Source organism: Tardiphaga sp. 215_C5_N2_1, from assembly GCF_052076055.1.
Taxonomy (GTDB): domain Bacteria; phylum Pseudomonadota; class Alphaproteobacteria; order Rhizobiales; family Xanthobacteraceae; genus Tardiphaga; species Tardiphaga robiniae.
In genome coordinates, this window is sequence record NZ_CP197240.1 from 4761467 (window position 1) to 4787228 (window position 25762).

The 25762-nt window shown below is 61.2% G+C and carries 23 protein-coding genes; 14 read left to right on the top strand and 9 right to left on the bottom strand.

The window, feature by feature from the left end:
* Nucleotides 1–28 precede the first annotated feature (28 nt).
* The 3 genes from AB7828_RS22685 to AB7828_RS22695 all read right to left on the bottom strand — a co-directional run bounded on the left by AB7828_RS22685 (nucleotide 29) and on the right by AB7828_RS22695 (nucleotide 4945).
* Nucleotides 29–1828 carry a type I secretion system permease/ATPase gene (locus AB7828_RS22685; protein ID WP_231078472.1) on the bottom strand — a complete coding sequence of 600 codons (1800 nt, stop codon included), beginning with the start codon at nucleotides 1826–1828 and terminating at the stop codon, nucleotides 29–31.
* Between the two features lie 241 nt (nucleotides 1829–2069).
* The gene (locus tag AB7828_RS22690; protein WP_441231211.1) at nucleotides 2070–3689 is read right to left on the bottom strand and encodes a calcium-binding protein; all 1620 of its coding nucleotides are present in this window, start codon (nucleotides 3687–3689) and stop codon (nucleotides 2070–2072) included.
* Between the two features lie 584 nt (nucleotides 3690–4273).
* Entirely contained in the window at nucleotides 4274–4945 is a 672-nt protein-coding gene (locus tag AB7828_RS22695; protein ID WP_320446305.1) for a TetR/AcrR family transcriptional regulator, read from the bottom strand.
* Nucleotides 4946–5095: 150 nt separating this feature from the next.
* Here AB7828_RS22695 and AB7828_RS22700 point away from each other — a divergent pair, with 150 nt between their 5' ends.
* The 9 genes from AB7828_RS22700 to AB7828_RS22740 are packed head-to-tail and all read left to right on the top strand — an operon-like array spanning nucleotide 5096 to nucleotide 13930.
* Complete coding sequence (locus AB7828_RS22700; protein ID WP_441231212.1) at nucleotides 5096–5959, top strand: FAD binding domain-containing protein; 864 nt, start codon at nucleotides 5096–5098, stop codon at nucleotides 5957–5959.
* Entirely contained in the window at nucleotides 5956–6468 is a 513-nt protein-coding gene (locus AB7828_RS22705) for a (2Fe-2S)-binding protein (protein ID WP_441231213.1), read from the top strand. Before AB7828_RS22700 ends, AB7828_RS22705 begins: the two co-directional genes overlap by 4 nt.
* Nucleotides 6465–8837 (top strand): xanthine dehydrogenase family protein molybdopterin-binding subunit, encoded by a 2373-nt coding sequence (locus AB7828_RS22710; RefSeq protein ID WP_441231214.1) that lies wholly within the window; start codon nucleotides 6465–6467, stop codon nucleotides 8835–8837. The genes AB7828_RS22705 and AB7828_RS22710 overlap by 4 nt, the downstream gene beginning before the upstream one ends.
* 29 nt (nucleotides 8838–8866) lie before the next feature.
* The gene (locus AB7828_RS22715; RefSeq protein ID WP_441231215.1) at nucleotides 8867–10117 is read left to right on the top strand and encodes an ABC transporter substrate-binding protein; all 1251 of its coding nucleotides are present in this window, start codon (nucleotides 8867–8869) and stop codon (nucleotides 10115–10117) included.
* 18 nt (nucleotides 10118–10135) lie between these two features.
* A complete protein-coding gene (locus AB7828_RS22720; protein WP_089266642.1) occupies nucleotides 10136–11002 on the top strand; it encodes a branched-chain amino acid ABC transporter permease in 867 nt (288 codons plus the stop codon).
* An 11-nt stretch (nucleotides 11003–11013) separates the two neighbouring features.
* Nucleotides 11014–12006 (top strand): branched-chain amino acid ABC transporter permease, encoded by a 993-nt coding sequence (locus AB7828_RS22725; protein WP_089266644.1) that lies wholly within the window; start codon nucleotides 11014–11016, stop codon nucleotides 12004–12006.
* Entirely contained in the window at nucleotides 12003–12758 is a 756-nt protein-coding gene (locus tag AB7828_RS22730; RefSeq protein WP_441231216.1) for an ABC transporter ATP-binding protein, read from the top strand. The genes AB7828_RS22725 and AB7828_RS22730 overlap by 4 nt, the downstream gene beginning before the upstream one ends.
* Nucleotides 12751–13455 carry an ABC transporter ATP-binding protein gene (locus AB7828_RS22735; RefSeq protein WP_441232298.1) on the top strand — a complete coding sequence of 235 codons (705 nt, stop codon included), beginning with the start codon at nucleotides 12751–12753 and terminating at the stop codon, nucleotides 13453–13455. The genes AB7828_RS22730 and AB7828_RS22735 overlap by 8 nt, the downstream gene beginning before the upstream one ends.
* 28 nt (nucleotides 13456–13483) lie before the next feature.
* On the top strand, nucleotides 13484–13930 hold the full coding sequence (locus AB7828_RS22740; RefSeq protein WP_175369531.1) for a CoxG family protein: 447 nt from the start codon (nucleotides 13484–13486) through the stop codon (nucleotides 13928–13930).
* A 16-nt stretch (nucleotides 13931–13946) separates the two neighbouring features.
* Here AB7828_RS22740 and AB7828_RS22745 read toward each other — a convergent pair whose 3' ends face one another.
* Complete coding sequence (locus AB7828_RS22745; protein WP_441231217.1) at nucleotides 13947–14834, bottom strand: LysR family transcriptional regulator; 888 nt, start codon at nucleotides 14832–14834, stop codon at nucleotides 13947–13949.
* 98 nt (nucleotides 14835–14932) lie between these two features.
* Between AB7828_RS22745 and AB7828_RS22750 the strand changes: the two genes are divergently transcribed.
* Complete coding sequence (locus AB7828_RS22750) at nucleotides 14933–16426, top strand: CoA-acylating methylmalonate-semialdehyde dehydrogenase (RefSeq protein WP_093757997.1); 1494 nt, start codon at nucleotides 14933–14935, stop codon at nucleotides 16424–16426.
* A gap of 63 nt (nucleotides 16427–16489) precedes the next feature.
* Here the strand turns inward: AB7828_RS22750 and AB7828_RS22755 are convergent, their stop codons facing one another.
* The 4 genes from AB7828_RS22755 to AB7828_RS22770 form a co-directional block, all read right to left on the bottom strand.
* Entirely contained in the window at nucleotides 16490–17794 is a 1305-nt protein-coding gene (locus AB7828_RS22755; protein WP_441231218.1) for a PQQ-dependent sugar dehydrogenase, read from the bottom strand.
* A 137-nt stretch (nucleotides 17795–17931) separates the two neighbouring features.
* Nucleotides 17932–18297 carry a response regulator transcription factor gene (locus AB7828_RS22760; RefSeq protein WP_184512832.1) on the bottom strand — a complete coding sequence of 122 codons (366 nt, stop codon included), beginning with the start codon at nucleotides 18295–18297 and terminating at the stop codon, nucleotides 17932–17934.
* A gap of 99 nt (nucleotides 18298–18396) precedes the next feature.
* A complete protein-coding gene (locus tag AB7828_RS22765; RefSeq protein ID WP_089266657.1) occupies nucleotides 18397–19038 on the bottom strand; it encodes a response regulator transcription factor in 642 nt (213 codons plus the stop codon).
* Nucleotides 19031–20536, bottom strand: coding sequence for a sensor histidine kinase (locus AB7828_RS22770; protein WP_441231219.1), 1506 nt, complete (start codon nucleotides 20534–20536; stop codon nucleotides 19031–19033). The genes AB7828_RS22765 and AB7828_RS22770 overlap by 8 nt, the downstream gene beginning before the upstream one ends.
* A 266-nt stretch (nucleotides 20537–20802) precedes the next feature.
* On the opposite strand from AB7828_RS22770, the gene AB7828_RS22775 reads away from it, so the two are divergent.
* The 3 genes from AB7828_RS22775 (at nucleotide 20803) to AB7828_RS22785 (ending at nucleotide 23016) form a co-directional block, all read left to right on the top strand.
* Nucleotides 20803–21360 (top strand): helix-turn-helix domain-containing protein, encoded by a 558-nt coding sequence (locus AB7828_RS22775; protein ID WP_441231220.1) that lies wholly within the window; start codon nucleotides 20803–20805, stop codon nucleotides 21358–21360.
* A gap of 132 nt (nucleotides 21361–21492) precedes the next feature.
* Entirely contained in the window at nucleotides 21493–21807 is a 315-nt protein-coding gene (locus AB7828_RS22780) for a hypothetical protein (protein WP_175369537.1), read from the top strand.
* A gap of 189 nt (nucleotides 21808–21996) precedes the next feature.
* Nucleotides 21997–23016 (top strand): carbon-nitrogen hydrolase family protein, encoded by a 1020-nt coding sequence (locus AB7828_RS22785; protein WP_441231221.1) that lies wholly within the window; start codon nucleotides 21997–21999, stop codon nucleotides 23014–23016.
* Here the strand turns inward: AB7828_RS22785 and AB7828_RS22790 are convergent.
* On the bottom strand, nucleotides 23013–23960 hold the full coding sequence (locus AB7828_RS22790; RefSeq protein WP_441231222.1) for an acetamidase/formamidase family protein: 948 nt from the start codon (nucleotides 23958–23960) through the stop codon (nucleotides 23013–23015). The two genes, AB7828_RS22785 and AB7828_RS22790, sit on opposite strands and share 4 nt — an antisense overlap.
* A gap of 138 nt (nucleotides 23961–24098) precedes the next feature.
* Between AB7828_RS22790 and AB7828_RS22795 the strand changes: the two genes are divergently transcribed.
* Nucleotides 24099–25724, top strand: coding sequence for an ABC-F family ATP-binding cassette domain-containing protein (locus tag AB7828_RS22795; RefSeq protein ID WP_089266678.1), 1626 nt, complete (start codon nucleotides 24099–24101; stop codon nucleotides 25722–25724).
* The last annotated feature ends 38 nt before the right edge of the window (nucleotides 25725–25762 follow it).

Here is a 25762-nt window from a genome sequence, read left to right on the forward strand (position 1 = left end):
ATCTCTGCTCGCAATTTGGGAATCTTCATCATTGCCTCGTGACATGGACAGGCCGAACCGAACTTGGGAACGGCGCGTGGCGCGAGGCCCCGTCAACTCGGTGGCTTTCTGTTGCGATCCGCGGTTCGCGGCGCATGGGCGCAACGGTCTCACCAAGAAGCAAGGGAAGAAGCTCTTCGCGCGTACCCGCGCGCCCGATGCGTCCGTCATGCATGAAAACAATCTTGTCGACCAATGAAAGGAGATTTGGTCTGTGATTGATGATCACGATCGTTACACGCTGTTGACGGAGCATTTGGATGGCATCAGCCAGAGCACGATCGCCGTCACCGTCCAGATTGGCGTTCGGCTCATCGAGCACGACAAAGACGGGCCTGCCAAAAAGTGCGCGGGCCAACCCGATGCGTTGTCGCTGGCCGCCGGAAAGACCCGCCCCGTTTTCCCCGATGACAGTGTCGTAGCCCTGCGGCAGCCGCTGGATCATGGCGTGCGCCGAAGCCAGCTGCGCCGCCTCGACAACCTGTTCATCCAACGCGCCGTCACGAAAGCGAGCGATGTTGTCGCGGACGGTTCCGGCGAATAATTCAACATCCTGCGGCAAGTAACCGAAACTTTGTCCAAGGAAACTGGCCTCGAAATGCCGGATGTCATTTCCATCGACGCGTACGCAACCCTGTGCGGCTGGCCAGGCTCCAACCAGCGCGCGCGCTAGGGAAGATTTGCCGGAACCGGACGCACCGACGATCGCAACAACTTCGCCAGGTGACAGCCGGAAACTGACATCGGAAATCGCCGCCAACTGCGATCCCGGTACCATAACGGTCAAAGCCTCGACGGAGATGTTGCCGACCGGGGGCGGCAATCGCGTCGGTTGTCTTTCCGTCGCCCGCGTCCGCAGAGCCTCGTCGAGGCGGGAAAAAGACGTCCGCGCCGACACGAACGCTCTCCATTGCGCGACAGCCGCCTCTACCGGTGCGAGCGCGCGCCCCATGATCAAGGAGGCAGCGAAGAGAACGCCTCCCGAGATCTCCTGATGAATTGCCAGGTAAGCCCCGACGCCCATAATCGCCACCTGAATCGCCATCCGCAGAAATTTCGAGATTGCGAGCAGCGTTCCGCCGCGTTCTCCGGCCTTGGCGCTTTCAACGAGCGCCTGTCCATGCGTGGCGCCCCAGGCGGCGCGTATGGCAGGCCCCATTCCGAGACCACGGATCGCTTCCGCGTTACGAAGCGAGGACGTCAATCGGTCCAGAGCGTGGAGATTCTTGAACGAAGCCGCCATCAGCGGCGCTTTGGTGGCGCGCTCATTGAGAAAGGCGAGCGCAAGGATGACCAGCGCGCCTGTCAGAGCAACCATGCCGATCGATGGATGAAGCAGAAAACACATGCCGAGAAAAATCGGAGTCCAGGGTGCGTCCATCAGAGACGTGATCACGCCGCCGGATAGAACGTCGCGCAATGTGTCGACGTCGCGCAACAGCTGAACATGATGCGAGCTTCCTGTGCGCACTGCCTGTGCGAGAGCCGTTTCGAAAGCTTCTCCTGACAGCAAATGGTCGAAGCGAATTCCGGTTTGCACGAGAACACGGCTGCGAAAGTGCTCGAGTGCTGCGTAACTGATGAAAAGCGCGAGCGCGATCAGCGAAAGCAGCAACAGCGTCATCGCGTTTCGGCTCGTCAGCACGCGATCGTAGATCTGCATCGTATAAAGCGGCGAAACGAACACCAGGAGATTTATGAAGATAGACAGCCCGCCAGCGGCAAGCAGGCCTGGACGTATCTGGCGGAAAGCGTCCGCAAGCGCGGGCGGTCTTGCTGAAGTATACATGTGTGCATCCAGGCCGCCCGGATCGGACGGCGCTAACGTTAGAGAAGCCATATGCGAAGAAGCGAGCGCGAATTGGCTCGTACGCAACACATCCCGCACTGCGCGAGACGGCATTCCTCTCGCGACCATACTGGCCGCGATGATCCCCAAATGGGGGGCCATGAAGGCCCCCCAAGTCGCTTTCATATGCGCGGATCACCGCGCATATGTCGTTCTTTGTCGCAGACTCAGTTCTGCGGGTTTACCAGTGCCACGAATGGTGATCCACGTGATGGTTGTTGTGGAGGCTGGCGAGATCCAGATGCGGCGCCAGAGTTGCGTCGGTGACGTCGCTCGAAGCCGTATCCGTTGCAGCCGTCGCTGCTGCGGTTGCAGCGGGCGAAGCGGATGCGTGCTGATGATGACCACCCCAGAAAGATTTGTTCCCATCCGTGAGATGAGAAAAGTCCAGCCTGTGATGGTGGTTGTGCCCGGAGTTGCCGACGTCGGTGGCCGGAGCCGTCGTCGTCGGCTCGGTGGTCGTAGGCGCAGTCGAGGTGTCGACAACGCTGCTGGAAGCGGTATCCGCTGCAACGCTCACGGACGCGTTTGCCGCGGATCCGTGGTGATGGTGTCCACCTCCGGATGATGTGCTTCCTTCGGTCAGCTGGGAGAAGTCCAGCTTGTGATGGTGGTTATGCCCGGAGTGGCCGGCGTTGGTGGTCGGCGCCGTCGTCGTTGGCTCGGTGGTCGTGGGCGCAGTCGAGGTGTCGACCGACGCTGCGTCGGTAACGCTGCTGGAAGCGGTATCCGTTGCAGTGCTCACGGACGCGTTTGCCGCGGATCCGTGGTGATGGTGTCCACCTCCGGAACCGGACGATGTGCTTCCATCTGTCGACTGGGAGGAGTCGGCCTTGTGATGATGGTTGTGCCCGGAGCCGCTGGCATCGGTGGTCGGCGCCGTCGTCGTTGGCTGAGAGGCCGTGGGCGTCGTCGAAGAATCGCTCGAAGACGTCGTATCCGTCGAGGTGCCGCTATGCGACGTATCGACCGGCGTCGTCGGGTTGCTGCTCGACGTGTCAACCGGAGTCGTGCTTCCAGTCGATGTCGAATCCGTCGTCGTGGTGCTCGTATTGTGCTGCAGGAATACGTTCTGGAGCGCTTGCGAGTTTTCCAGCGCCACGTCTCCGTTCTGCGATCCCCAGGCGTAGGCGTAGTCGAAAGCCGGATTGGGAACGACAGATGCCCAATGGTCGAGCATTTGCTGTTCCTGCGCGGCGGTCGGCATCACATAGTGACCACCCTGATCGGTGACCCAGTTACCGCCGCCGAATGTCTGAAATACCGGGACGATGCTGGCCTCCGGAATTCCAGCGGCTTTGGCGGCAGCGACAGCCTTGTCAATCATGCTGTAGTCGACTGTCGAGCTATCCGACCGCACCGGATACGGATCGATTCCGAAGAGGTCGATATGGGTGTTCTCCGGGGTGTACGTATTCGCGAAGCTGGGATTATCCGAAGATCCCATGTTCATCATGGTGATGAACGTCTTCGCACCCGGAACGTTGGCGTGAATCCAATCGGACTCAGCCTTCAGGTTTGCAGCGGTCACGAGGGTATTCCACTGCCCCGTGGGATCTGGCTCATCCTTAAGGAAGAAACCGTAGACGTTGGGATTACCGATGTAAGGTTTCACAGCGTCGATGAAGCTCTGGGTGACGCCGTCACCCTGATCGAGCCAGACGAGGCCCTTCACGCCTGCCGGCAAAGCGTTCACTTGCTCCACCGACGAAACGTCGGCAAGATTGAAGCCTGCTTGAGCTGGGGTGAAGTTACCTTGTGCGTCGATGTTGTCGCCTGATGCGTAGTGTAATGTTGCCAATACCGTTCCCCTGTATTGTAGTACGTTGACGAGGCCCCCAAGAATCTTCGTAAAAGTAAATGCAGGTATGTAACTACAGTTCTGCGTTAGCTTTGATCGAAGCGCCCATGGATTAACGTTTGTTTACGTTTGAGGCGGGAGTTTGTCGCAGCACCGGACGAAACAGTGAGTTTATTGTGCTAAAACTTGGAGGCTGGTATCAGAGAAGTGTTAGCACGGTGCGTAACGATTCAATCTGTTCGCAGCGGTACTTTTCGATAGTCCCGATGCGGTGAAGGAACTACACAAGCGCGCATAAGTTTCGCTGAGAGAAATGATACTCGGTGACGCGCGTTTCGCTTTCCTTTGCTGCAGTTGCACTCGTGACGACGACAGCAAGCTTCTCTCCGACCTCGGGTGCCCATTTCGGGCGTCGCACTTCGGAAAGCCCGTAATGTCGGCGTGGCGCGATCTCACTCTTTCGACGCAAAATGCGTGCGCCGGTGCCGGGTCACATCAATGCCGCGGCAGAACCTGGCTCCGTAGCTGCACTTCATGCCCTCGAGCAGCTTGATCAATCTGCCGGCGTGGCTGTGCTACAAACGTCATGATGCCGATTGTACAAGCTCAGGCATCAGCTGTTTTGAGCCATCGAGAAACACCCTCACTGCGTCGTTGACGATGTCGTCCAGTCGCTCCGGTGTGGGCGTGTCGTAGACGAAACGCCGGATGGCCATATAGAAGATGCGGCCGTGCAAGCCCCAGAACATTTCGACTTCGCGCTCCGACAGCGGGACCTGATCGCTTGAAGGCAGCTTCAATTCGTGACGAAGCTCGCGGCAGGCGGGCTCGATGATTTGTTCGCGGACGATCTGAAGATACCGTTTGGTGATGTCGAACGATTTCATCCCGGAGAACACGAAGATTCTCACCCAGTTGTATTCGAAGACCTGCTCGACATATTCGAGATAGAAGCGCGACAGCCGGGCCTGCAGCGACAGCGTGCGATCCTGGATCAGGCCGGCCCAGGACGGCGACCAGCGGCTGAGATAGATCTCTTCATAGACGCGTTCGATCAGCGCCTCTTTGCTCGGGAAGTGGCGATAGATTGCCGAATGGGTGATGCCCATGCGTTTCGCCAGTTCGCGCGTCTGCCCGCCGAAGCCGTGTTCCGCGAAAAATTTCACGGCTTCATCGACGATGAAGCGCTCGCGCTCCGCCGCGCGCATGTTGCGACGCGGTGGCTTTTCGACTGATTTGATGGGCTTTTTTGCCATTTTTGCTTCGCGTTGCGGGAGTTCTGAATAGCTCAATTCGAAAAAGAGACCAAATGGTCATTTTAAGTTGACCCGGGGAAATCGACGTGTTCTAGATTTCCGACCAAATGGTCACAACTGGACGTCCGCGAGACGTTTAGGGAGAAGACGTTGAAGGCGAGGGCGTTCAACTATGTGAGGGCCTCCACCGTGGTGGAGGCTTTGAAAGCGTTCGAGGAAGCCGGCGACGACGCGAGCTACATCGCGGGCGGCCAGAGCCTCGTGCCGACGCTTGCCTTGCGTTTGCAGGCGCCGCAATTGCTGATCGACATCGCGCATATCCCGGTGCTTCGTGGTGTCGACCTGCAGGGCGACTGGCTGCGCATCGGCGCGCTCACCCGCCATCACGAAGTGCTGACCGATCCATTGATCCGCCAGCACGCGCCGCTCTACAGCGAAGCCGCGCCGCATGTGGCGCATCCGGCTATACGAAACAAAGGCACCCTCGGCGGCAGTATCTCTCATGCCGATCCTGCGTCGGAATTCCCGGCGATGACGTTGGCGCTGGGCGCCGAGCTCGAAATTGCTAGCCGCGACGGCGTACGTCGCGTGCCGGCCGACGATTTCTTCCTCGATCTGTTTCAGACAGCGATCGAACCGGGCGAGCTGCTTGTCGCGATTCATGTGCCGGTGGTTCAGCCCAATCATCGCTGGGCCTTTCATGAGCTTGCGCGTCGGCGTGGCGACTTTGCGTTGGTCGGCTGCGGTGTTCTCGCCGAATTCGTCGATAACGTCGTCAAACAGGTGCGTATTGCGTTCTTCTCCGTCGGCAGCACGCCGCTGCGCGCCCGGCAGGCCGAGGACAGTCTGATCAGCAAGAGGCTGGATCAGGCCGCGATCGCTGCGGCCCAGGCCGTTGTCGGCGACGATCTCGATCCGCCTGAAGACGAGCACGCGCCGCCTGCCATGAAGCGCCATCTTGCGCGCGTTCTTCTTGGCCGACTGCTGGGCGAGATCGCGAGGCAGGGCGCATGAGCGATCTCGTCAATGTCACCATGACGGTGAACGGCACTGAGGTGTCGCACAGCATCGCGCCGCGCATCACGCTAGCGGATTTCCTGCGCCAGACGCTAGAACTGACCGGCACCCATACCGGCTGCGAGATGGGCGTTTGCGGCGCCTGTCTGGTTATTCTGGATGGCCGCGTCGTACATTCTTGTCTGACCTTCGCGGTGCAGGCGAGCGGGGCGGCCATCGAGACCGTAGAAGGTCTCAGTGATCGCGCGGTGATTGCGGATATCCAGGAGGCATTTCATCAGCGCAACGCCCTGCAATGCGGCTTCTGTACGCCGGGCATGCTGATGACAGCCCACGCCCTGTTGTCGCAGCCAGGTGTGCCGTCGCGTGAGGGCATTCGCGACGCGCTATCTGGAAATTACTGCCGCTGCACCGGCTATGAAGCCATCGTCGACGCCATCGAGAAGGTCGCGCGCGACCGCGATGCTGGTGTGATTGCTCAGGCGTCCGAGGAGGTCGGCGCATGAGCGTGCTAACCCCACTGGATCGTCCGAATTCCTATATCGGCCGCTCGGTGCCGCGCCCGAACGCCAAGCGATTGCTGGCCGGTCGCGGCCGATACGTCACCGACATCACGCTGCCGCGCATGCTGCATGTCGCCTATGTACGCAGTCCTTATGCGCACGCCCGCATCGTCTCGATTGATGCGACGACGGCGCGCGAGATGCCTGGCGTGCGACTGGTGGCTACCGGCGAGGATCTCGCAAAACTGTGCGCGCCATGGATCGGCACCATGGATCACTTCAAGGGCATGAAGTCACCGCCGCAATTGCCGTTGCCGATCGACAAGGTCGTATGGTCCGGCCAGGCGGTTGTCGCGGTCGTGGCCGATACGCGCGCACTGGCTGAAGATGCAGCCGAGGCGGTGTGTATCGAGTTCGATGAACTGCCCGCTGTTGTCGATATCGACGCTGCGCGCGCACCGGATGCGCCGGTTATTTCACCGGAACTCGGCAGCAATCTCTGTTTCCACGGCAAGATCGATACCGGTGGTGTCGAGGATGTCTTCGCCGGCGCCGCGCATGTGGTGGAGGAGGAGTTTCACTTCGGCCGCCACACGGCGGTCACCATGGAGCCGCGCGCGATCATCGCTGATTACGATGCCAGCGAGGGGCAATTGACGGTGCATCATGCGACGCAGACGCCGTATCAGTTCCAGGACATCTATTCACGCCACTACGGTATCCCTGAATCCCGTGTGCGGGTGATCGCATCGGACATCGGTGGTTCGTTCGGCATGAAGCTGCACATGTATCACGAGGACATGGCGGTGGTCGGGCTCAGCATGATGCTTGGCCGTCCCGTCAAATACGTCGCTGATCGTATCGAATCTTTCGTGTCCGACATTCACGCGCGCGATCACCGCGTCCGCGCGCGCATGGCGGCCGATGCAGAGGGTAACATCCTGGCGATGGACGTGGAGGACGTTACTGGCATCGGGGCATTCTCGGCCTATCCGCGCACCAGTGTGGTCGAAGGCAATCAGGTCTATCGCCTGATGGGCGCGCCTTACACGTTCAGGAATTACCGGGCCGATCTGCAGGTGGTGTTCCAGAACAAGGTGCAGATGAGCCAGTACCGCGCCGTCGGTCATCCAGTCGCCTGCACCGTCACCGAGCGTCTGGTGGACATGATTGCCGACAAGACGGCACAGGATGCGTTCGACATCCGCAGCCGCAACATGATTGCTGACGATGCCTATCCCTGCACGTCGCCGACCGGCTACCAGTTCGAAGCGCTGTCGCATCACGCTTGTCTCGCCAAGCTGAAGGCGATGATGGACTACGACCGGCTGCGCGCCGAGCAGGCGGAGCTGCGCACCAAAGGCATTCATCGCGGCATCGGCATTGCCACCTTTGTGGAAATCACCAATCCCGGTCCGGCCTTCTATGGCGTCGGCGGTGCGCGCATCTCGTCGCAGGATGGCGCCATCATCAAGATCGCGCCGTCGGGGGATGTTCATTGCTCGATTTCAGTGACCGAACTCGGGCAGGGCACCGAGACCATCATCGGGCAGATCGTCGCCGAACATCTCGGCGTCGATAGCAATCGCATCAAGGTGATGACAGGTGATACGGACACTACCCCACATGGCGGCGCGACCTATGCCTGCCGCGGCGCCGGCATTGGCGGCGAGACGGCGCTGCAAGCGGCGAAAAAGCTAAAAGCCAATGTTCTCGCGGTGGCTGCGGCGATCCTGCAGGACGAGCCGGATAAGCTCGACATCCATAGTGGCTGGATCGTGGATGCCGCGACGGCGCAGCAGCGCATGGAGCTCTCGGAGATCGCGCGTATCGCTTACTTCCGGTCGGATACGTTGCCGCCCGGCACACAGGCGCAACTGTCCGTCGCGCATCACTATGCGCCGCAGGGCTATCCCTTCGCATTCACCAATGGTGTTCAGGCCTGCCATCTCGAACTCGATGTCGAGACAGGTCTGGTCAAGATACTCAAGCTATGGGTGGTCGAGGATTGCGGCCGTGTCATCAATCCGCTGCTGGTCGACGAGCAGATCCGCGGCGGCGTCGTGCAGGGGCTCGGCGCGGCATTCTTCGAAGAATGCGTCTACGGAGACAACGGTCAGCTCACCAATGGCTCGCTTGCAGACTATCTCGTGCCGATGGCGGTGGAGATGCCGGACATCGAAATCGGACATGTCGAGACGCCGACGCTGGACACCCAGCTCGGCGCCAAGGGCGTTGGCGAGGCCGGCACGGCTGCGGCATCGGCAGCAGCGCTTAATGCGATGAATGATGCGATGAAGCCATTCGGAGGAACGGTCGCGCAGGTGCCAATGACACCGGCGCGAATACTCAAGGCGCTTGGACACATCTGACTCATAAAAGAAATCAAACGGAGGACATCATGACGAAGGACATTCAAGACACCAAACGCAATCATATTTCGCGCCGCCATGTGCTGGCCGCGCTCGGCACCGGCGCGAGCATCGTCGCCATGCCGTGGGTCGCACGCGCGGCCGACGACACCATCCGCATCGGTTTTCCGACACCACTGACCGGGCCGTTCGCTGCCGAAGCCAAGGATCAGGTCAAGAGCGCAGAGCTCGCCGTCAAGCAGTTCAACGACAAGGGCGGCGTCAACGGTCGCAAGATCGAGCTGCTGGTGCGCGATGACAAGCTCAATGGCGGCGAGGCGGCGACCCGCACGCTCGAGCTCATCGAAAAAGACAAAGTGCATGCGATCGTCGGATCGCTGTCCAGCGCGGTGCAGCTCGCGGTCAATGAAGTGACGCGTGCCCGCGGCGTGCTCTATGTCTCCATCAGCCAGTCCGACACCATCAATGAAGTGAAGGATTTCAGCAAATACACCTTCCATGAAGCGCTCAACCCGACCATGACCGCAGGTGCCGTGGCGCGCCATGCGTTCAAGAAGGGCACCAAGGTCGCGCATCTTGTGGCCGACTATGCCTATGGCCATGAAATGCTGCGCGGCTTCAAGCGTGCACAAGCCGTAATCGGCGCTGAGACCGTCGGCGAGATCATGCATCCGTTCGGTGCGGCCGATTACTCGACCTTCATGCCGCGTCTGCGCTCGATGCGTCCTGACATCCTGTGCATCAGCAATTTCGGCCGCGACCAGGCCAATTCGATCAAGCAGGCGGTGGATTTCGGCCTCAAGCAGCAGGCCAAGATCGTCGTGCCAGTGTTGCTGCATAACCAGCGGCTGGCGGTGAGCCCGGAAGTGTTCGAAGGGGTCGTTGGCGGCTCTAACTACTATTGGGGCCTTGAGAGCCAGTTGCCGAGCGCCAGGGCATTCAACGACGCCTATCGCGCAGCCAATGGGGGCGCGATCCCGACCGACTACGGCGCCTATGGCTATACCGGCGTCTCGTCGCTGCTGCAGGCGATGCAGGTGGCGGGCGGTACCGACACCGACAAGGTGATCGCGGCGCTGGAAGGCCTGAAATACGATGTCGCCAAGGGCCCGCAATATTATCGCAAATGCGATCACCAGTCGGTCCAGTCGGTCCTCGTGCTCGAGTCCAAGAAGAAGGCCGATATGAAGGGCGACAGCGATCTATTCAGCATCGTGGCCAATGAGCCGGCTTCGGAAAACGTGCTGCGCAGCTGCACTGAACTCGGCTTCCCGGCCTAACGAAAGCATTCGTCGTCCATGGATACGGAACTCATTCTGATGCAACTCTTCTCCGGAGTTGCCCTCGGTGCGATCCTCGTGATCACCGCGCTCGGCCTGTCGATCATTTTCGGCATGCTCGGTGTGGTGAACTTCGCGCATGGCGCGCTGTTCATGGTCGGCGCCTATGCCGGGCTGTGGGTCGCCTCATTGACCGGTAGTTTCTGGTGGGGGCTGCTCGTTGCCCCCATCATGATCGGCGTGTTCGGGATGGCAATCGAATATGTCCTGATACGTCCGCTTTACGGCCGTTCTATCGACGATCCGCTTCTGCTCACCTTCGGTCTCAGCTACGTGCTGGTGGAAGGCGTGCGGATCGTATTCGGCAGTGACGGCATTCCATTCCCGACGCCGTCATCACTGACCGGGGTGGTCGATCTCGGCGTCGGTTTCTTTCCGATCTACCGCATCTTCGTCGTCGGCGTCGTCTTCCTGGTCGTGGTGCTGCTGTGGATGGGGCTGGAGAAGACCAAATTCGGCCTGATCGTGCGCGCCGGCGCGCGCGATCCAACCATGATGAAGGTGCTCGGCGTCGATATCAGCAAGGTCTGGCTGCTGGTGTTCGGGCTCGGTGTCGGTCTCGCCTCGCTCGGCGGCGTGCTGTCCGGGCCGATGCGGTCAGTTAATCCGGAAATGGGCGCCTTGGTGCTGGCCGAAGCTTTCGTCGTGACGGTAATCGGCGGCCTCGGCTCGCTGGTCGGCTCGATCATCGCGGGTCTTCTGGTCGGCGTCGTGATCAGCATGACCGCGCTGTTCGCACCGGAAATGGCGACCATCGTGATGTTCGCGCTGATGGCCATCGTCCTTCTGATCCGGCCGCAAGGTCTGTTCGGCAAACTCGCGTAACGGAGCGGACCATGACATCCCCAGCGCTCGCCGTTTCTCCTTCCGCCGGTGCGCGAAAACCTGCGCGCTTCAAATCGCTCGTGACCAAATATCGTGTCCCGCTGTCGATCCTCGCGCTCTGTCTGTTGCCGTGGTTGCTGCCGTCCAAGGCGCTGGCGGTGAACGTCCTGATCTACGGCACGGTCGCCGTCGGCTATAATCTGCTATTCGGCTATACTGGCCTGCTATCATTCGGCCATGCAGCCTTTGTCGGCACCGGGGCGTACGTCACCGGTATCGCCATCGGCCAGTTCGGTGTGCCCTGGTATCTCGCGGTGCTGATGGGCGTTATTGGCGGTGCGCTGCTGGCCTTCGTCATGGGCGCGCTGTCGACGCGAACGCGCGGCATCTACTTTTCGATGGTCACGCTCGCTCTCGCGCAGCTGGTCTATTACGTGGCGCTCCAGACGCCGTCCTGGACAGGTGGCGAGAACGGATTGCGCGGTTTCACCGTCAACAAGATCAATCTGTTCGGATTCGAGATCAATTTTCTCGACCCGGTCAACAAATACTATGTGCTGATGGCGTTCGCCGCCGCAGCGCTGTGGCTGGTCTCGCGCATTCTCAACTCGCCATTCGGCGCCGCCATCGAGGCGATCCGCGAGAACGAGCGTCGTGCACGGACCTGCGGCTACAATGTCGAGCGCACCAAGCTGTTGTCATTCACACTGTCAGGCACGATCTGCGCGCTTGGTGGCACCATGTCGGCACTGCATCTGGCCTTCGTGCCGCTGGATTCGCTGCACTACCTGTCCTCCGGCATGATCGTGATGATGACGCTACTGGGCGGCGCCAGCAGCTTCTTCGGCCCGTTCATTGGTGCACTGGTGTTCCTGGTGATGGAAGACGTGTTCTCGCTGTGGACGTCGCACTGGCAGATCATCGTCGGATCCATCTTCGTGCTGTTCGTGCTGTTTCTGCCTAAGGGCATCTGGGGCACATTTCTCACAAAGGTCATGCGATGAACGCGCCGCTTCTCGCCGTCAACGATATCGGAGTGAGGTTCGGCGGCTTCGTCGCGCTGCAAGGCGTGACGACGGAGTTCCGGCCGGGCCGTGTCACCTCCATCATCGGCCCCAACGGTGCTGGCAAGAGCACGTTCTTCAACGTGCTGTCCGGCGTGCTGACGCCGTCCAGCGGATCGATCCACTTCAAGGGGGACGATCTCAAGGGCACGAAACAGCATGAATTCGTGCATCGCGGCATTGCGCGCTCCTATCAGATCACCAACATCTTTCCCGATCTGAGCGTCCACGAGAACGTTCGTGTCGCTGCGCAGGCCAGTCGCTCGCGCTACAATATCTGGACCAACCGCAACAGGTTCACCGAGCTGGATGCTAAGGCGGATGCGGCGCTCGAATCCGTCGGTCTGGTCGCCAAGCGCGATGAGACCGCGAAGTTTCTAGCCCATGGCCAGCAGCGTGCGTTGGAGATTGCCATCGCGCTGATCTCCAATCCGGAGGTGCTGCTGCTGGACGAGCCGACCGCAGGCATGGGTCCGGAAGAGACCAAGGAAATGGTGGCGCTGCTCGAGAAGCTCGCCGCCGAGCGGACCATCCTCCTGGTTGAACACAAGATGAAGATGATCCTCGGCCTCAGCGATCGCATCCTGGTGCTGCACCATGGTCGGCTGATCGCTGATGGCACGCCGCACGACATTCAGACGGACCCCGAGGTTCGTCGCGTCTATCTGGGACAGAACGATGGCTATGCTTGAAACCAAAGACCTGAACGCCTGGTACGGCGCCAGCCATACGCTGCATGGGGTCTCGATCTCGGTGGCGCAGGGCGAAGTCGTCGCGCTGGTCGGCCGTAACGGCGCCGGCAAGACCACCACGATCCGTTCGGTCATGGGGTTAATGTCGAAAACCACGGGCGGCATGACATTCGACGGCAACGACCTGACGTCGATGCCCGCCCATGATCGTTTCAGGCTCGGCCTTGCCTATGTGCCCGAAGAGCGCCGGATCATTCCTGGACTCACGGTGCGCGAAAATCTCCAGCTTGGTCTCGTTGCCAGCCGCGGGAAGATCGACGAGCGCGAAGCCATCGAGGAAATCGCAGAGAGCTTCCCGCGCCTCAAGGAGCGCCTCGATCAGGAAGGCGTCACCATGTCCGGCGGCGAGCAGCAAATGCTCGCCATCGCGCGCGCGACCATCGCCAAGCCCAAGATGATCCTGCTCGACGAGCCCTCCGAAGGCATCATGCCGGTGCTGGTCGAAGAGATGGGCATGCTGTTCCGCAAGCTGCGCGATCAGGGCGTCACGCTGCTGCTGGTCGAGCAAAACGTGGAATGGGCGCTGCGCCTTGCTGATCGCGCGATCATCATGGACCAGGGCGAGGTCGTTTACGAGAGCAGCTCGGCGGCATTGCTTGCCGACAAGGAAATCCAGGAACGTTATTGCGCGGTCTGACGCGCATGCTTGCAGACAGGTCACTCCCATGCAGATGAAAGACAGCCAAACCGTTCCGGCCTCGCGCGACAAGGTTTGGGCCGCGCTCAACGATCCCGCTGTGCTGAAGCAGTGTATTCCCGGCTGTCAGGTGCTGGATATGACGTCACCGACCGAGATGACGGCAACGGTCGTGATCAAGGTGGGCCCGGTGAAAGCGACCTTCGGGGGCAAGGTGACGCTGAGTGATCTCGACCCGCCAAACGGCTACAGGATAACGGGGGAAGGCTCTGGCGGTGTCGCCGGTTTCGCCAAAGGCGGCGCAGCAATCAGGCTCGAGGCGGCCGGCGACAATGAAACGATCCTGCACTATGAGGTCGACTCCCAAATTGGCGGCAAGCTGGCGCAGCTCGGTGGGCGCTTGATTGACTCCACCGCCAAGAAATTGGCCGGCGAGTTCTTCACCAAATTCGGCGCGGTCGTTTCCGCAAGCTGAACGCGGCGGCTGTGACCTATTGCACGACGAACTGGCTGCGGGCCTCGCGGACCTTGGCGACGATATAGCGCCGTACCTCGCGGACCCGGCTCGTGTCATGCGTGTCTGGATGCGAGACCAGCCAGTAGCTTCGCGTGAAGCGGCTGGCGGGCAGGATGCGCCTCAGCTCGGGATAAAGCTGCGCGGCATAATCGTGCAGGATGCCGACGCCGTGACCGGCGCGAACCGCTTCAAGCTGACCGACCACGCTGCCGCATTCGAAGCGGCGGGTGATCAGTTCGCTGAAGGTCGACGCATAGTCCAGCGCGCGGCTGTAGATGATGTCGTAGATGTAAGTAATGAGCAGATGATTGGCGAGATCGCCGGGCTCGCGGATCGGCGTCGACCGGGCCAGATAGTCCTCCGACGCGTAGACGCTCAGCGTGTAGTCGGTGAGCTTGGTGCAGATCAATTTCCCTTCGTCGGGCCGCTCCAGCGTCACCACGATATCGGCCTCGCGCTTGGCAAGCGAAAAGGTGCGCGGCAGCGCCACGAGCTGGACGATGAGATCCGGATTGGTTGCGGCAAAGCCGCCAAGCTTGTCAGCCAGAAAATAATTGCCGAGCCCGTCCGGTGCGCCAATCCGCACTGTGCCTGCCACCTTGTCGGCGGCCGATGTCAGCTGCGATCCCACCTTGAGCAGTTCGGACTCAGCGCGCTCGGCGGCGGCGAGCAGCGCAACTCCCGATGGCGTCAGCGACGAGCCCGTCGTCTGCCGGTTCAGCAGCTTTGTCTTCAGGTCTTTTTCGAGGGCGGTGAGCTGGCGCGCGACTGTTGCGTGGTTGAGCTTCAGCCGCTTGGCAGCACCGAGAATCTGGCCAGTACGGGCGACTTCCAGAAAAATCCGAACTTTGTCCCAATCCATCGTTGGACTCTATTTGCTGCACATCGAAGCCGCAATACTTCGCGTTGTCCGGGCCGGGGAAGCGGCGCAAGACCGCCGGAGCATCAAAGGAGAGTTCGATGGCTTCGGAAATCAAGCACTATATCGGCGGACAGCTCGTTGCGGGCCGTAGCGGCCGGACATCGCCGGTTTTCAACCCGGCCACCGGCGAGCAAACTGCTCAGGTGGGCCTCGCCAGCACGTCCGAAGTGGGTGCCGCGGTTGCTGCCGCACTCGCGGCAGCAGAGAGCTGGGCCGATACGCCATCGCTGCGTCGTGCCCGTATTCTCAATAAATTCCTGCGCATCTGCGAAGACCGCATCGACGATCTCGCGGCGGTGATCACCTCGGAGCACGGCAAGACCCTGTCGGACGCCAAGGGCGAAATCCAGCGCGGCCTCGAAGTGGTCGAATTCGCTGTGGGTGCTCCGCAGCTCTTGAAGGGCGAAGTCAGCGAGAATGTCGGCACGCGTGTCGACAGCTACGGCGTCCGTCAGGCGCTGGGTGTGGTCGCGGGCATCACGCCGTTCAACTTTCCGGTCATGGTGCCGATGTGGATGTTCCCGGTGGCACTGGCCTGCGGCAACACCTTCGTACTCAAGCCCTCCGAGCGTGACCCGTCGGCATCGCTTCTGATTGCCGAATGGCTGGCCGAAGCAGGTCTGCCGGCCGGCGTGTTCAACGTCGTGCATGGCGACAAGGAAGCCGTCGATGCGCTGCTGCATCATCCCGATGTTGCAGCGATCAGCTTCGTCGGATCGACACCGATTGCCCGCTACATCTATTCGACCGCGACCAGCACCGGCAAGCGTTGCCAGGCACTCGGTGGCGCCAAGAACCACATGGTCGTGATGCCCGACGCCGACATCGACCAGGCGGTCGATGCGCTGATGGGAGCGGCCTATGGCTCGGCCGGTGAACGCTGCATGGCGATTTCGGTCGCAGTGCCGGTCGGCGAGAAGACGGCGGACGCCTTGATCTCGAAGCTTGAGCCGAAGATTCGTGCGCTCAAGGTCGGATCTGGCTTCAACGCCGAATCTGAAATGGGCCCGCTGGTGACTCAGCAGCATCTCGACAAGGTTCGCGGCTATGTCGATTCAGGTGTGGAGCAGGGTGCCAAGTTGGTCGTCGATGGACGTGATTTCCGGTCCAACGAAGGCGGCTACTTCATCGGCGGTTCGCTGTTCGATCACGTGACGCCGGACATGAAGATCTACAAGGAAGAGATCTTCGGGCCGGTGCTCGCCGTGGTGCGGACACCGGACTATGCGACGGCGGCGCGCATGATCAACGACAACGAATACGGCAACGGCACCGCGATCTTCACGCAAAACGGCGACGTCGCGCGTGAATTCGCTCATCGCATCCGCGTCGGCATGGTCGGCATCAATGTGCCGATCCCGGTGCCCGTGGCATTCCATTCCTTCGGTGGATGGAAGGCCTCTCTGTTCGGCGATCATTCGATGCACGGACCGGAAGGCGTTCGCTTCTATACCCGGCTCAAGACCGTCACCAGCCGCTGGCCGACGAGCATCGCGCAGGGGCCGGAATTCGTGATGCCAACGATGAAGTAGATCGGAGCGTGGGGCGCGCGATTAACGCGCGCCTCACAAGCCCGCCGGATTATTCCGCGGGTCTTAGGCCGCGCCCGTCACACGCCAGATGACGTCGCCCACATCGTCGGCCACCAGCAACGCGCCGTCCGGGGTGAGCGTGACGCCGACAGGGCGTCCATAAGACACCTTCTCGTCGGGCGCGAGGAAGCCAGACAGGATATCCCGTGGCGGTCCGGACGGCTTGCCGTTCACGAACGGGATGAAGACGACCTTGTAGCCGCTCAGCGTGCTGCGATTCCACGACCCGTGCTGGCCGATGACCATGCCGTCCGGAAATCCCGGCAGCGTGCCGGCCGGCAGCCAGCACAGTCCGAGCGATGCGGTGTGACCGCCCAGCGCATAGTCGGGGGTGATCGCAGTGGCCACCAGTGCCGGATCCTGCGGCACGCGGTCATCCACCGTCTTGCCCCAGTAGCAATAAGGCCAGCCATAAAAGCCGCCGTCGCGTACCGAGGTCAGATAGTCCGGCGGCGTCTCGTCGCCGAGGCCGTCGCGCTCATTGACCACGGTCCAGAGCGAACCCGTTGTCGGCTCCCATGCGAGGCCGACGGGATTGCGCAATCCGGCGCCGAAGATGCGGCTCTTGCCCGTCGCAATATCGAGCTCATGGACGGCGGCGCGGCCTTCTTCGACCTCCATGCCGCCTTCGGCGATGTTGCTCAGCGAGCCGACGCCGATATAGAGCTTGCTGCCATCCGGGCTCGGCAGGATGCTCCGCGTCCAGTGACCGCCCGACTTGAAATTGGTGAGTTTCTTACCCGACGCCGTGATGCTGTCTGCTCCCGCCACATAGGGGAAGGCCACCACGCCATCGACATTGCCGACATAGAATGTGTTGTTCAGCAGCGCCATGCCGAACGGCTGGTTCAGTCCCTCCATGAAGGTCTGGCTGGTCTCGGCGACGCCATCGCCATCCCGGTCACGCAGCAGCGTGATGCGGTTGGCGCTGACGCCGAGCGCCGCGGCCCGCCGCATCGTGGCCTGCATCGCATAGCCGAACATATTACGCACCGGGCCCGCGACCTGCGTCGCTTCGGCAATGAGGACGTCGCCATTGGGCAGCACGTTGATCCAGCGCGGATGTTTCAGGCCGGTCGCAAAAGCGTTGACCTTGAGCCCGGGCGCGACGACGGGCTTCTGTCCTGCGGCCCATCCCTGGGCCGTCGGCATCTTCAATGTGGGGATGGCGCCTTGCGGCTTTGCCTCCGGCACCACTGGCGCGCTACCCCAGGCGGGCGCGTGCGTATTGCCCTGCAGACGGCGCCATTGCAGCGCAGCGCCGCCGATCACCGCGACAAGGCGCGCAAAAACTCCAGACAAGCTCATGTCATTCCCCCATTCGATTGCGCGCACACTATCCGACACCTACGCGGGTTAAAACCGTTGCGTGACGGCGTGCCGGGCATGCGAGCCCATCATTCATGGGGGATCGGCGCCAGGATAATCGGGGCGGGTGCCGGCGACTATGGCGCCGCGATGGCCTGGTTGATGCACGCGGCGAGTTCGTCGACTTCGAACGGTTTGTTGAGGACGCAGGGCGTGCTGCCCAGCCGCGCGCGCACTTTCTCTTCGGAATTGGCCGTGATGAAAATGACCGGCGTCTGGTTCTTGTCCGAGCGCATGCGCTCATAGAGGTCGATGCCGGTGAGGCCCGGCATTTCGACGTCGGTCACCACGCATGACGTAGCGAGCACCGACGGCGATGTCAGAAACGCTTCGGCGGATTCGAAGCTGAGGACGACAAAGCCCAGCGATCGCAGCAGGCTTTCCAGCGCGCGGCGAACCGACGAGGAATCGTCGATGATGGCAATGGCATGTTCAGAGTTCAACGCAATCTCCACACGGCGGCTTTGACAGCGACCCCAGTGTTGAGCCGTCTCGCTTAGGATATTGTCAAATAACGCCGTGTAGTGAAATCATACTGAGGTTTATCGGGAGGTACCCGGGGCTGGTTTCATGCCGATGGCCTCGGCCATGCGCACCAGAGAGGCGAAGGATTTCGCATCCATCTTCTTCATCATCTTGCCGCGGTGGATCTTAACCGTAATTTCGCTGAGGTTCAGCTTTGCGGCGATCTGTTTGTTCAGCAGCCCAGCGGTGGCAAATTCCATCACCTCGCGTTCCCGCGCACTCAAAGTGCCGAAACGCTCCTTGATATCGGCCAGTCCATCGCGCTCTTGCCGCGCCTTGCGGTCGCGCTCCACGGCGCCCGCGACGGCATCGAGCATTTCCTGATCGCGAAACGGCTTGGCGAGAAAATCGACGGCTCCGGCCTTCATGGCGCGCACCGTCATCGGCACATCGGCATGGCCGGTCATGAAGACGATGGGCGTATTGCCGCCGAGATCCGCGAGACGCTTCTGAAAGTCGAGGCCGCTGACGATCGGCAGCCGGATATCGAGGACAAGGCAGCTGGCCCTGGTGAGAATGTCGCTCTCGAGAAGCTCGACTGCGGAGGAGGCGAAGCTGACTTCATATCCGACCGAGCGCAGCAGACTGCCAACCGCAGTGCGGATGGCGGCTTCGTCGTCCACGACGACGACCAAAGGTGCTTCTGCGTCGTTAGGCAAGGTTACCGGATCCTTCTGCGGTGGCCGTCGGTATCACGAAATGAAAGGTGGTTCCACCACTCTCGTTTCGTTCCGCCCAGATGCGCCCGTGATGCGACTCGATGATGGAGCGGGAGATCGACAGGCCGATGCCCATCCCCTCGGCCTTTGTCGTGAAGAACGGCGCGAACAGGCGTTGCATATGGTCGTCCGGGATACCTGATCCTGAATCGCGCACCGAGACCAGAATTCCCCGCGTAGCGTCGAATGCCGACCACACCTTCAGCTCTTTCGTCGCGGTCGCCTTCATAGCGTGGACGGCGTTGTTGACGAGATTCATCAGCACCTGCTGAAGCTGCACCTCGTCGCCAGCGATGGTGGGCAGATCGGGTGTCAGGTCGAGGACTGCTGAAATCTGGTGCTGTGCCAGATCGCGCTGAACCATCGCCAGTACCTGCGTGACGATGGCGTTGACGTCGACCGGGCCGCGCGCCAACTCGCCCTTCACGGCGAGCGACCTCAGCCGGTGGATGATGTCGCCGGCCCTCCGACCCTCCTGCACGACTTCCTTGAGACAGGCCGTGGTCTCGCCGAGATCGGGCCGCTCCCGCGACAGCCAGCGCAAGGCGGCCTCTGCATTGGTCACCACGGCGGCAAGTGGCTGATTGACCTCGTGGCCGATCGATGCCGTCAAGGCACCCAAGGTCGCGATGCGCGACACGCGGGTGAGTTCTGCGATGCTCTGCTGGAGTGCTTGCTCGGCTGCGATCTTGTCGGTGACATCGAGCGAATTGATCAGGACGGAGCGAGACCGATCAGTGGGGAAGGTTGCCGTGACGATGGTCGTGCGCAACTCGCCGTTGACGGCACGGATGGCCGCTTCAATCGTGAATGAGCTTTCTCCCGCAAGAAATGCGAGCAGGATTTCGCGAAAGGCGACCAAAGTCTCCGGCTCAAGTGCCGCATCCCAGGACTGCCGAACGTTCTTCTGGTCGAGATCGCCGATCAATTGCTTCGCGGCGTCATTTGCGTCGAGGGTCCGGACGAGAAACAGGCAATGTTTGAGGAAGCCCTCATTGGCGATGAGATAGTCGCGAAGTCGGGGCAGGCCTTGTTGCAGGATCGGCGCGCAGGCATTGGCCGCTTCCGTGAAGTCCTGCTCCCAGATGGCAACACTCGTGCCCTGAAAGATGTTGCGATAGCGCTCTTCGCTCCGCCGAAGCCTTGCATCCGACATTCTGATCTGGACGCAGAGCACGGCGGCGATGGCAATGGCGAGCGCGCTGACGGCGCCGCGCAGCATTGCTCCCTCATTGGGGTCGTTCGCGTGGCCGATCAGATAGCCGAGGATTGTCAGGCCGATGCAACCGAGGGCGATCAGGATGATGCCCATGACATTGGTGAAACGAAGCGCCATCAGCAGCACGACGATATAAAGAGCGGCGACGGCGATCTCGAATGTGCTGAAGGCGTCGAACGCGAAAATGCCTGCGGCAAGGATAGCTGTCGCAATGGCCATGGGCAGCTGTGAGGGTCGTTGCACCCGATCAGAATTGGTCATTTGAGCCGCAAAATAGGAAGCAGGGCATACGTCCTGCAAGGAGTGGTGAAGTCGTCCGAAGTCGGTGGCGTCTCGCCCGGGATAAACCTTGGTATAGGGCGGGATTACCTTCGTTTCTTGAATCTCTATCCTCGTAGAATGGTTAGCGCGGCCGGAATCCCTCATCCTTGGATCGTCGAAGTCATCGCGATGTCGATGTCATTCACCACCCAAAGGAGACCGATATGCTGCTCGATTCACAGTCCCAGAATTCTGACTCGTTTGCCGGTATATTGTCTGACGCAAGTTCTACGACGGTCGCCCAGCTCCTGCTAGATGCACGGCAGGCGATTGGATCGGATGTCGGTGCGGCTCTTCGCTGCATCAGGCAGGCTGCATCGCTGCTCGAGGCGCCCTCCCAACCGTCGCCCGTCAGCCCCGCGAGGGGCGGCCTCGCACGCTGGCAGGCGGAGCGGATCAAGCGCCACATTGATTCAAATCTGGATGAGGCGATCCAAGTATCGGATCTCGCGAGTCTCGCTCGCCTGAGTTGCGGTTACTTCTCAAATGCGTTCAAGACCACCTTCGGCCAGTCTCCCCATGCCTATATCGTCTCCCGCCGTCTGACGCGTGCGATGGAGCTGATGACATCCAGCAGCAAGTCACTCTGCGAGATCGCGATCGATTGTGGCTTCTCCGATCAGGCCCACATGTGCCGCCAGTTTCGCCGCGCGACAGGGGCCAGCCCCAACGTCTGGCGCCGCGACAACATGATGATGTCCGCGCTCGCAACACAGCAGTGATGCTCCTCGGGGAGTATCCAGAAGCGGGTCATGGACGCTTGCATGATCGTTCTCGCCTTTGACGAATAGTTCGCATCGACGCTCCAACCGAAGATGTCTCGCCACCTCAACCACCAAGAAAGGATCGCTCAAATGTCTGCGCGCAATACGATGATGAAATCGGCCCGGAGGTGGCTCCTGGTGCCCGCGTCCGTGGCTTTCGTGATGTTGACCTCTATGGCGGAGAGCTCGGCGGCGTCAGACAAGGCCTATCGCTGGATCGGAGATCCCCGGCTCTCCACCGACATCAGCGCAGCCCGCCGTGTACAGCAGCGACGTGTCCATGCTCCCGCCCGCGCGACGGTTCCTTCCGTTGCTCCGCCGGTACGGCCGATGGATTCCTATGCGAGTGCGCCGACCAGCTATGGCTACGGCATCGGCGACAACTCCCGCAATCAGACGTGGTGAAGCGAGGTGCCGACCTAGGCCCGGTCGATCCTCGAAGCATGGTGGTCCGTGCAGCCCGGGTTGCAGAAATGCCCGGTGGTCCCGCGGCCTTGAATGGATAGGTTCCTCCCCGAACATGGTTCAGCGACGTTTCGGGGCCTTCCGACGAGCCTGAGACATCGCTGCATCGATGCAAGAGGAAGAATGACGATGTCGTCACAGGTTAAAGTCGCTGCGGTCCATGCTGCGCCGGTATTTCTCGATCGCGCGGCCACCACGGCGAAGGCGATTTCGATCATTCGCGAGGCTGCGGCCGCGGGTGCGCAGCTGATCGCATTTCCTGAAACTTATATCCCGGCATTTCCGGTCTGGGCGGCGCTGTGGGCGCCGATCGAGAATCACGATCTGTTCGTGACGATGGCCGAACAGTCGGTCTCGATTGCAGGTCCGGAAATGGCCGCCTTGCGCAACGAGGCGCGGGCGCTTGGCGTGACCGTCTCGATGGGCATCAGCGAGAGCTCGCCGGTCAGCGTCGGCCTGATCTGGAACAGCAATGTCCTGATCGGGCCCGACGGCAGCATTCTCAATCATCACCGCAAGTTGGTGCCGACCTTCTACGAGAAGCTGGTCTGGGCTGCCGGCGATGGCGCGGGCCTCCGTGTTGCCGATACGCCTGTGGGGCGTGTCGGCAATCTCATCTGTGGCGAGAACACCAATCCGCTGGCACGCTATACACTGATGGCTCAGGCCGAGCAGATCCACATTTCGAGCTGGCCGCCGATGTGGCCGACGCGCCGCCCGAGCAGCGGCGGCAATTTCAACAATGTCGCCGCCAATCGCATTCGTGCCAGCGCGCATTCCTTCGAGGCCAAGGCCTTCGGCATCGTCACCGCCGGTTATATGGACAAGGCAATGCGCGACTTCCTGATAGCGCGGGATCCCGATGTGGTCGATGTGATCGATCGCACGCAGCGCGCCGCCAGCTTCTTCGTCGACCCGACCGGCGAAGTGCTCGGCGACATGCTGCAGGACGAGGAGGGCATCGCCTATGCCGAATTCGACCTGCGCCGCTGCATCGAGCCGAAGCAGTTCCACGACGTGGTCGGCTATTACAATCGTTTCGACGTGTTTGATCTCACCATCAATCGCAAGCGTCTCGTGCCGGCGACCTTCGTCGACAAGATCGACGACGAAGAGTTCGCGTTTGAGCCGGCCGAACGCACGGTTTAGCGCTTCGACTGGTTCAGCACCGCATGCGGCATCATCACATGGATGCCCTTGTCGAGGTTGACCAGCTGGGTGACGCGGACATCGGCGGCGAGACTGCAGAGCATATAGGCATCGTTGGGCGTCAGCGTCGTGCGTGCCACGATCATGCTCACCATCCGGCGGAGCGCGATACGCGCGGCTTCGTCGAGATCGGGATCGAAGGCCATCGAGATGAGGTGATCCTTCGTCTCGGCATAAGGTGCCTCCAACTGCGTATTCTTGACGAGATCGATCTTGAACGTACCGGTGAGGCCGGTTTCGACGGCGGTCACACAGACTTCGCCATCGCCCTGCACGGCGTGACCGTCACCGCAGGAGAACAGGCCGCCCTCGGCCCAGACAGGAAGATAGAGAACGCAGCCTGCGCCGAGCTCCTTGTTGTCGATATTGCCGCCAAAATGCGAGGGCATGGTCGTGCTGACCCGGCCAACCGCAGGTTTCGGCGCGGTACCCATCACACCGAAGAACGGCTGCGCCTTTAGCGTGATGCCCCATGGGGTCTTTACCGCGCCGCTGGCACGATCAAGTCCGATATGGACGCGGCGGAAATAGTCGAAGTCGTCGGGCAGCGTGCCCATGCCGGGCTTGAAGAGCGTATAGCCCCAGTCATCCGCGAGCTGGACATCAAGGATCTCGACACGCAATGCGTCACCCGGTTGGGCGCCGCGCACGGCGACAGGCCCGGTGAGGATATGCGGCCCGAGTTCTGGCGTGACGGCGTCCAGGATGGCGACAAGTTCGCGGCGGATGGTCATGCCCGCTTCTGTCGGGAGGTTCTCGCGCGTGCCGCTGACGCTTGTGATCGTGATCGTCTCGCCGGGATCGATGGTCGCGATTGGCTTCAGCGCGGCGTCGAAATAGCCCCAATGCACGGTGGCGGGTGTCGGCTGAATGGTCTGCGTCATCGATGCCCCCTGATTCCTCGTCTTGCCCGCACACCATACCGGCCATATTGCCTTTTGCAGCGCAAAATATCCTTCCGTACAGGGGCCGGATGCCTTATTGGCAGGCCTCAATCCCTGTCTCGTGAGCCCGTAGTTCCCATGATCCGCCTCGACAATATCAGCAAGCAGAACGGTCATCAGATCGTCTTCATCGAAGCCGCCGGCGCGCTGCTGAAGGGTGAGAAGATCGGTCTGGTCGGGCCCAACGGTTCCGGCAAGACGACCCTGTTCCGCATGGTCACCGGCCGCGAACTGCCCGACGAGGGGCAAGTGGTGGTCGAGCGCGGCGTCACCATCGGCTATTTCAGTCAGGATGTCGGCGAAATGTCGGGCCATAGCGCCGTCGCCGAGGTGATGGAGGGCGCCGGCCCCGTCAGCGTGGTCGCGACCGAGCTGAAGGAATTGGAAACGGCCATGGCTGATCCGGACCAGGCCGACAATATGGACACGATCATCGAGCGCTACGGTGAGGTCCAGGCCCGCTTCGAGGAACTCGACGGTTACGCGCTGGAAGGCCGAGCTCGCGAAGTGCTGGCGGGTCTGTCCTTCACGCAGGAAATGATGGACGGCGATGTCGGCAAGCTGTCCGGCGGCTGGAAGATGCGCGTCGCGCTGGCACGCATTCTGTTGATGCGTCCCGATGTGATGCTGCTCGACGAACCCTCGAACCATCTGGATCTCGAAAGCCTGATCTGGCTCGAAGGGTTCCTGAAGGGCTACGAGGGCGCGCTACTCATGACCTCGCATGACCGCGAATTCATGAACCGCATCGTCACCAAGATCATGGAGATCGATGCGGGCTCGCTGACGTCCTATTCCGGCGATTACGAATTCTACGAAGCGCAGCGCGCCATGAACGAGAAGCAGCAGCAGGCGCAATTCGAGCGCCAGCAGGCGATGCTGGCCAAGGAAATCAAGTTCATCGAACGCTTCAAGGCCCGCGCCTCGCATGCCGCGCAGGTGCAGAGCCGCGTCAAGAAGCTCGACAAGATCGAGCGCGTCGAGCCGCCGAAGCGCCGCGAGGTCGTGTCATTCGACTTCCTGCCGGCGCCGCGTTCGGGCGAAGACGTCGTCAGCCTGAAGAACATCCACAAGGCCTATGGCAGCCGTACCATCTATGAAGGGCTGGACTTCTCGGTGCGTCGTAAAGAACGCTGGGCGGTGATGGGTATCAACGGCGCCGGCAAGTCGACACTGTTGAAGCTCGTGACCGGCGCGGCCGAGCCGGACAACGGCAACGTCACCATCGGCGGCAGCGTCAAGCTCGGTTACTTCGCGCAGCACGCGATGGATCTGCTGGATGGCGAGCGCACGATCTTCCAGAATCTCGAAGACTCATTCCCGCAGGCCGGGCAGGGTACGCTGCGTGCGCTCGCCGGCTGCTTCGGCTTCTCCGGTGACGATGTCGAGAAGCGCTGCCGCGTGTTGTCAGGCGGCGAGAAGGCGCGTCTGGTGATGGCCAAGATGCTGTTCGATCCGCCGAATTTCCTGGTGCTCGACGAGCCGACCAACCATCTGGACATGGCCACCAAGGAAATGCTGATTAAGGCGCTCGGCGATTACGAAGGCACCATGCTGTTCGTGTCGCATGACCGCCACTTCCTCGCGGCGCTGTCGAACCGCGTGCTCGAACTGACCCCGGACGGCATCCAGCAATATGGCGGCGGCTATACTGAATATGTCGAACGTACCGGCCAGGAAGCGCCGGGTTTGCATCCGAATTAAGCGCGCTTGTTTCCTTCGCCCCGCCCGGCGAAGCGAAG

Bases quoted from the DNA above. Each gene is read 5' to 3' on its own strand.
- AB7828_RS22685 (WP_231078472.1), bottom strand. From the start codon at position 1,828: ATGTATACTTCAGCAAGACCGCCCGCGCTTGCGGACGCTTTCCGCCAG.
- AB7828_RS22695 (WP_320446305.1), bottom strand. From the start codon at position 4,945: ATGGCAAAAAAGCCCATCAAATCAGTCGAAAAGCCACCGCGTCGCAAC.
- AB7828_RS22705 (WP_441231213.1), top strand. From the start codon at position 5,956: ATGAGCGATCTCGTCAATGTCACCATGACGGTGAACGGCACTGAGGTG.
- AB7828_RS22710 (WP_441231214.1), top strand. From the start codon at position 6,465: ATGAGCGTGCTAACCCCACTGGATCGTCCGAATTCCTATATCGGCCGC.
- AB7828_RS22715 (WP_441231215.1), top strand. From the start codon at position 8,867: ATGACGAAGGACATTCAAGACACCAAACGCAATCATATTTCGCGCCGC.
- AB7828_RS22720 (WP_089266642.1), top strand. From the start codon at position 10,136: ATGGATACGGAACTCATTCTGATGCAACTCTTCTCCGGAGTTGCCCTC.
- AB7828_RS22725 (WP_089266644.1), top strand. From the start codon at position 11,014: ATGACATCCCCAGCGCTCGCCGTTTCTCCTTCCGCCGGTGCGCGAAAA.
- AB7828_RS22730 (WP_441231216.1), top strand. From the start codon at position 12,003: ATGAACGCGCCGCTTCTCGCCGTCAACGATATCGGAGTGAGGTTCGGC.
- AB7828_RS22735 (WP_441232298.1), top strand. From the start codon at position 12,751: ATGCTTGAAACCAAAGACCTGAACGCCTGGTACGGCGCCAGCCATACG.
- AB7828_RS22740 (WP_175369531.1), top strand. From the start codon at position 13,484: ATGCAGATGAAAGACAGCCAAACCGTTCCGGCCTCGCGCGACAAGGTT.
- AB7828_RS22745 (WP_441231217.1), bottom strand. From the start codon at position 14,834: ATGGATTGGGACAAAGTTCGGATTTTTCTGGAAGTCGCCCGTACTGGC.
- AB7828_RS22750 (WP_093757997.1), top strand. From the start codon at position 14,933: ATGGCTTCGGAAATCAAGCACTATATCGGCGGACAGCTCGTTGCGGGC.
- AB7828_RS22755 (WP_441231218.1), bottom strand. From the start codon at position 17,794: ATGAGCTTGTCTGGAGTTTTTGCGCGCCTTGTCGCGGTGATCGGCGGC.
- AB7828_RS22770 (WP_441231219.1), bottom strand. From the start codon at position 20,536: ATGGCCATTGCGACAGCTATCCTTGCCGCAGGCATTTTCGCGTTCGAC.
- AB7828_RS22775 (WP_441231220.1), top strand. From the start codon at position 20,803: ATGCTGCTCGATTCACAGTCCCAGAATTCTGACTCGTTTGCCGGTATA.
- AB7828_RS22780 (WP_175369537.1), top strand. From the start codon at position 21,493: ATGTCTGCGCGCAATACGATGATGAAATCGGCCCGGAGGTGGCTCCTG.
- AB7828_RS22785 (WP_441231221.1), top strand. From the start codon at position 21,997: ATGTCGTCACAGGTTAAAGTCGCTGCGGTCCATGCTGCGCCGGTATTT.
- AB7828_RS22790 (WP_441231222.1), bottom strand. From the start codon at position 23,960: ATGACGCAGACCATTCAGCCGACACCCGCCACCGTGCATTGGGGCTAT.
- AB7828_RS22795 (WP_089266678.1), top strand. From the start codon at position 24,099: ATGATCCGCCTCGACAATATCAGCAAGCAGAACGGTCATCAGATCGTC.